Below are 6460 nucleotides of genomic sequence, written 5' to 3'. Positions count from 1 at the left end.
GGATCAATGGCCCATCCAGGGTGTCAAATTTTAAGGGTTTTTGGGCCTTTTAAGCTTCGATAGTTGTTTTTGTGCTGAGTGTCACGGATTCAGGTCTTTTGCTATCTAATATAATTTTGCCCTATTATTTTTCGTTCCATATATTATAACGTTTTGCAGTTTCCAATGTCCTATACGACTTTTGCAGGACATTGGAAACTGTGTATTACTCAAACTTCGCAGGTGAGGTTTTCAACTTTGCTTCTGGATACACTGTATACCGCCATTTCGATCATTGCAAGCACTAAAGCTTGTTCACATATCTGATAACGCTGAAAAAAACGGTTTTAAACTCTCCATTGCGCTGGCGCAAAACACGGAGGGCGTGGGACACTGCACGGGTGAGTTAATGGTCTCGAAAAACATTTTGATAAGCTTTCTGGTCTTCGGATCGTTCATAATGGTCTGCGCCAATCTGCTCTTTAGATTAGGCGAGCAGCACCTGATTGAATATTTATTCTAAAGTTTTGCAACGGCTTGATCACGATCATCGCTTGAAAAAAGTTCGTGCAAATGTTCTTCGGTTAATGTAATATTAATTAGGCGCCCAAGCAATATATCTTGCATACCATATGTTATCTGTCACAATTTGGCCTTGTAAATTTTTTGACCAACCTCTTTCTCGGTAGCGATAGGTTTTGAATCCCGTGTTGTGACTGTACTTTCTTTGATTGATCCTCACAAAGTTAGAATTCCTAACAGCCACATTAGATATGAATTGCGACGCCATTCCTATATAAAATTGTTCGCTTACTAATAGGGCTGGTACTTTCAAGCAAATGATAACCGCGAGAGCTGCAGTAGTATAAGAAACTATATTTTTTTGCAATGTTATATCAATATTTCTAGTATTAATATGTGTCCAGTTTCCTCCAGGGTTTGAAATAGGAAGATAACTGCTGCGGGATTGTAAATCCATATCTCCAGACTTATCTTCCTTACTTAATGCAGAGGATTTTTCATCAATATCTTCGGAAATAACAACTTCAACAGTATGTTGTTCATCATTTATAGTGATTGTGCCATCATCATTTAGTTTTATTACTTCAACAAAATCACCTGTTATGCCTACGTGCACATTGGGATTAGATGTAGCGTATATTAAAACAGCTTCATTTTCATAAACCGCTGCTATACGTAAACTATTTCGACCAGTTATCGTCTCATTAACTAATTTCTGATTTTCATGCGACAACTCGTGTAAATTTGACAACGAAAGGTCCTTGATTCTTTCTTCAATTATTGCTTTATCGACACTTGACAGCTCATTTGAGTATCCTGCTTTATTTGAGTGCCAATCCAGATTATCATATTCACTATAGGCGGACACAGGTATTACAAAACTTATGCAAATTACAAGTGATACAGCAATCGCTTTTAATAAAGCTCTGTTTATTTCCATTGTTTAAGCACCTCTTTCGTTTTGCTTCCATGGATAACGGACATTATGTTTTATTTTTTTCTGCTATATATTATAGATGGCCATCTAATAATATCCTATAACCCATATGGTACTAGCGCAATATATCGTTGATAAATAAGTTATAAATTGTGCACATAATAACTGAAAATACAGTCGTTTCGTGATATAATAAAAGAAACGGCGGTGATCTGAAAATGTCAAAGAAAAAGAAATATGTGATCTCGTTAACGGATGAAGAGTTGCGCAAATTAAAATCTGTCATACGCAAAAAAGAGACCACACGAACCATCAAATGCAGATGCCAAATATTAATTGCTCTTGATGAAGCACACGGAAAACAGTATACCCAAGAACAGTGCGCTAAGTCTGTGGGAGTGTGTAATGCCACTGTTTATAATGTAATCAAGTACTATGTCGATGGAGGCATTGACAATGTGCTTTCAGTGGAAAGAAGTGTCAACTCAGACAATGCCCGCCGAAAACTGGATGGTCGAGCTGAAGCAAAACTCATCGAAATAGCCTGTGGACCAGCACCTGAAGGCCATTCCAGATGGACACTTCGCCTTTTGGAAGAAAAAGCACGGGTGGAACTTGAAGTGCCCGTTGGCAAAGATGCCATTGGTAGATCCTTAAAAAAAACGAGTTGCGACCTCACAAAAACAAATACTGGTGCATCCCCCCCAAAGAAAACGCCGAATTCGTAGCCTGCATGGAAGAGATCCTTGATGTCTATGAGTTGCCTTACAACGAGTTTCGGCCAGTCATTTGTATGGATGAAAAACCCTATCAACTTCTTGGTGAAGCAAGAGAACCATTGCCCATGCGCCCGGGTAGTGACAAGAAAACTGATTCAGAATATGTGCGAGAGGGTACATGCAGCATCCTCGTCTTTACAGAACCTCTGGGCGGATTCAGACATGTGAACGCTCGCAATCAAAGGACTGCCATCGACTGGGCAGAAGAAATCAAATACCTTGCAGACGTTTGTTACCCGGAGGCTGAGAAAATAATACTGGTGTTGGATAATCTGAACACCCATAAAATCAGCTCGCTCTACAAAAAGTTTCCTCCATCAGAGGCGCGAAGAATCGCCAAGCGCTTGGAAGTTCACTACACACCAAAGCATGGCAGTTGGTTGAACATTGCTGAAATAGAGTTAAATGTAATGACCAGGCAATGTCTTAATCGTAGAGTCCAAGATCTCCAGAAGCTTCGTTCTGAACTGGCCTCATGGGAAGTTAACCGAAACAAAAGCGCTTCAAAAATCAACTGGCAGTTTACTAACAATCAGGCGAGGACAAAACTTGTTTCGCTATATCCTAAGTTTGAATACGGCGACGTTTAGACATGAGATGAGCAGCCATATATTCTAACTATCAATGATACATTACACTAGTGCACTATTGCTAAGGGGTTGATTCTACTAACCTATTGATTAAATTTTTTCAAGAACCGCCTATGGTGGTTTTGGTTGGTATTCTCTTTTGGATTTGGCAAAAAGGTGAAATGTGTAATTAACTCAACTAATAGTTGCCCCCCTTATTGATTAATCACCCATTTGCAAATTCAACATTTCTCCCCAAACAAAGACCATAACTGCTTCAAGATGTGGTTAAAGAATGCTGATTTTGCAAATGAATACATGACTTCTTATAGCATTTCATTCATACTCAATTGTTATTTCCAGATCCACAAAGCAGCATAAAGGCAACAGTACTTATCGCGATTAAGATGATACTCATAACTTCCACAGAAATAGTTGATGTTACTAAAAATGCTGATAAGTGAAATGCGAGAATTCTTATTGTAACCGTCTTATATTTTTTTTGTTCTTGTTGCGTAAGTGGCTTATTTTGGTCTCCCACAGGTGCCAATATTATTATAACGACTGTTGAAATGCCAATGAGCAGGTAACCTGCAATGGGTGTTGTAGAAATAAAATCGATGCTTTTCAATGCAACGGCTATTAGTACTAGTGAGTAAATATAACATGCAATGGGCGTTCTTGCATGATACCCACCGGCAAAGCTTCTTAGTGGTATGTAGAAAAAATAGAAAGCTATTGCCTGCCATAGCATTCCCATACTCCATCCGATTAGAAGTGTTGAAATCGTACTCACGCCCACCATGCAGATTTGCCTTATACCATAGTTGAAGATCTCTACATCATCCAAAAAGATTATTTCGCTTTTTATCATCCAGTTTGTCAACGTGCCTATGACTGCATTCATTGTCTTTTTTTCTTAAGTTTTGAGGCTTCATCAGGCAATTTGGGTTGATGTATTAGAAACATGCAAGTAGAATTGACATTAAGTGCCGTCACTAATACTGCTAAAGAAGCCACTACTTTTCCGATTTTTATCAGTAACAATTTAGCTTTTCTTTTCATACACTTCCCCTCCATTTTTCATAATTAATTTGCTTTCAAAATAACCGTACCACAAGTTTCTTTAACAGAAGAGTAAAATGTCAAAAATGCCCGGGTTTCATGTCATAATTGACATGTCCCGGGCATTTTCATAAGTTAAAGATAAAGAATGGCAGCCACGCTGAACTTTTGGTTTCGATGGTTCACCTCCAGTGTGCCATTATACTTTTCCAGTGTTTGTCTAACATTTTGCAATCCGATACCATGCCCCGCTACATTTTTATGGCTTATTAATCTCCCCTCGTCACTATATTTAATAGGTTCATCGTATGGGTTTTCCACTTGAATAAAGAGACATTTTTTTGACCATTCGATTATTAAAATTATCTGACGTTCTTGTTGTACTAACTGGGTAGCTTCGATTGCATTGTCCAATAAATTTCCCATAATCACACTAATATCCAGCGGTTTAAACGAAAGATCTTCAGGCACCTGGATACGGTAGTTGATTTCAATTCCCTTGTTTTTCGCTTCGTTGATTTTCAGGTTAATCACACTGTCAAGCCCAGCATTTCCTGTTGACACATAACCATCAACTTGATTCATTTGTTCATTTAACTCATTTAAATAGTCGCTGACCATATCATGTTCTTCATTTTGAACCATTACCTGCATTGTACCAAGGTGCTGTTTCAAATCATGTTTAAATGCATTTAATCTGGACTGTGATTCTTCAAATAGGCTGAGCTGTTGTAATAAGGCCAGGTTTTGATTTTGAAGCACTGTTTTTTCAAGTAAATGACGGTTAAATTGTATAATTTCATCATACAAGTAGAAAACCAATACATTAATGGTCATTATCACTGAAATGGCCATAAAAGCAGCTATTTCGTTCTCTAAATAGATATTAATGACCACAATATAAGTGATGAGAATACTGCCCAGTGGAATTAGAAACACTGCGAACCAATGAGCATTTTTGATTGGTTCATGGTGCTTTATTTGGCGCAAGTTTCCCAGCACAAGGACAAACATATAAATCACCAGTTTACTAATAAAATATGACAAGATTAATTCATAATTGATACCTACAGGCTGAAAATCTGCCATCATTTGTCGCAAAAACAAAACCGTCACTGTTTCACCTAACATCGTAATCAGGTAAATTTGAAGTGTTGTAAGTATTTTTTTACGCAAATTGGATTCATAGTTCATTGTCAGCAATAAAATACCGGCAAGATTACTAAGCATTGTGAGCCAAGGAAGATTAAGAACAAAATAGATGATACCGATCATGACATGAAAGAGCACATAAGAGACAATTTCTGTTTTCAATGAGGTTTTTCTTCTTTGATGAAATGATAACCTCATGAAGCGGAATAATGTGTAAAACCATAAAGTGTTTGCCAATAGGTAGGCGATATGGTAAATGTTCATAATGTTGTCATCTCCTGCTCTTATACAAGGTCAGCATTCTATCTCTAACACTTTTTCGGTACTTACTGCTAATGGGCAGGGTAGTCTGATTGGTCATTTGTACATGATCAAAACCACTGGTGGTGATGTGCTGGTAATTGACAAGGTATGATTGATGGATTCGAAGGAACAAATGATGTTGTGGTTGGGTTTCGATTTCTGCAAGTTTTCCATAAAATGGATAGGTTTCACTCTTTGTCACCAGAAAGACTTTACGTCCATGACTTTCAAAATAGATGATTTCTCCCACTGGAATGCGTATGCTGTTTCGATTTGTTTGAAATTCGAATACCGGAATCAATTGATTCTTTATTTGAACCGCCAACGCGATCATTTCTTGCACTTTGTCATCTTTAATCGGTTTAATTAGAAAGTGCATGGGCCTCACTTCGAACAGTGACATGGCATATTGCTCAGTGCCTGAAATATAGACAATTTGAGTTAGCTCATCGGACAACTCATTACGGATGAACTGACCCACATAGATGCCTGTGACGGTCACTAAATCTATATCCAAAAAAATCAAATCGAAGGTATTGCCTCTACGGAGCTGGTGAATCAGCTCTTCTCCCGATGAGAAGGTCATTGATTCAAACGGTTCCAACTTTTTTTCTGAGAACTTTGAGATGGCTTTATCCAATTGATGTCGAATCATTTGATCATCATCGCACACAGCAATTTTGAAGCTTTGATCCATTGGAACTCACCTCCAAAGAGCTTTGGGCATTCTTTTTTCAACGTTTTTATTTTCGCGATTGATTCCTTTTATTTTAACATACCATCAAAAAAACAGCCAATCTGCCTACCCGTGAGCTGGATGAATTCCTTGCCTTCATGAATGGGAAATAAGACGATGATGCATGAAGAAGGCTTTCGAGAGTTGATTTTTAGGAATTAAAGATTCAAGTAGGTCGGGGGATTAGGGTGACAAGATGCCAGATGAAGACAGGAAAAATTTGGCTAATAAAGTTAAAAAAATGACAATCATCATCGGTATCAGTACTGCTAAATAGGGTCATAGCGTCTGAGGATGAATATTCAATCAAATACATGCAGCAGAAAATAAAGATGCAAGACTTTCCTGGGAGAGATGAAGTGCTTAAAAAACAAGGTTGCTTTAAAAATAATCCTGCAGAAGGCATTCCATTCAGATG

General features: G+C 37.9%; 7 protein-coding genes. 2 read left to right on the top strand and 5 right to left on the bottom strand.

Translation table 11 applies throughout. The annotated features are described in order from the left end of the window. Positions 1–574: 574 nt before the first annotated feature. Positions 575–1441 (bottom strand): hypothetical protein, encoded by an 867-nt coding sequence (locus tag QOL74_RS15055; protein WP_283410323.1) that lies wholly within the window; start codon positions 1439–1441, stop codon positions 575–577. Positions 1442–1656: 215 nt separating this feature from the next. Between QOL74_RS15055 and QOL74_RS15050 the strand changes: the two genes are divergently transcribed. Together QOL74_RS15050 and QOL74_RS15045 are read left to right on the top strand one after the other, a co-directional pair. Continuing rightward, positions 1657–2166 carry a helix-turn-helix domain-containing protein gene (locus tag QOL74_RS15050; protein WP_283410322.1) on the top strand — a complete coding sequence of 170 codons (510 nt, stop codon included), beginning with the start codon at positions 1657–1659 and terminating at the stop codon, positions 2164–2166. Then, positions 2106–2807 (top strand): IS630 family transposase, encoded by a 702-nt coding sequence (locus QOL74_RS15045; protein ID WP_283410321.1) that lies wholly within the window; start codon positions 2106–2108, stop codon positions 2805–2807. Before QOL74_RS15050 ends, QOL74_RS15045 begins: the two co-directional genes overlap by 61 nt. Positions 2808–3132: 325 nt before the next feature. On the opposite strand, the gene QOL74_RS15040 is transcribed toward QOL74_RS15045, so the two are convergent. The 4 genes from QOL74_RS15040 to QOL74_RS15025 form a co-directional block, all read right to left on the bottom strand. Then, entirely contained in the window at positions 3133–3693 is a 561-nt protein-coding gene (locus QOL74_RS15040; protein WP_283410320.1) for an accessory gene regulator ArgB-like protein, read from the bottom strand. Continuing rightward, positions 3690–3851: a cyclic lactone autoinducer peptide gene (locus tag QOL74_RS15035; protein WP_283410319.1), complete on the bottom strand. Its 162-nt coding sequence runs from the start codon at positions 3849–3851 to the stop codon at positions 3690–3692. Before QOL74_RS15035 ends, QOL74_RS15040 begins: the two co-directional genes overlap by 4 nt. A gap of 135 nt (positions 3852–3986) precedes the next feature. Continuing rightward, positions 3987–5165, bottom strand: a complete 1179-nt coding sequence (locus QOL74_RS15030; RefSeq protein WP_283410318.1) for a GHKL domain-containing protein — start codon at positions 5163–5165, stop codon at positions 3987–3989. A 109-nt stretch (positions 5166–5274) separates the two neighbouring features. Beyond that, positions 5275–6003: a LytR/AlgR family response regulator transcription factor gene (locus tag QOL74_RS15025; protein ID WP_283410317.1), complete on the bottom strand. Its 729-nt coding sequence runs from the start codon at positions 6001–6003 to the stop codon at positions 5275–5277. Positions 6004–6460 lie beyond the last annotated feature (457 nt).

The sequence above is a fragment of the Anoxynatronum buryatiense genome, assembly GCF_900182905.1.
Classification (GTDB): Bacteria; Bacillota; Clostridia; order Peptostreptococcales; family Tindalliaceae; genus Anoxynatronum; species Anoxynatronum buryatiense.
This window is presented reverse-complemented; position numbering and strand designations above follow the sequence as displayed.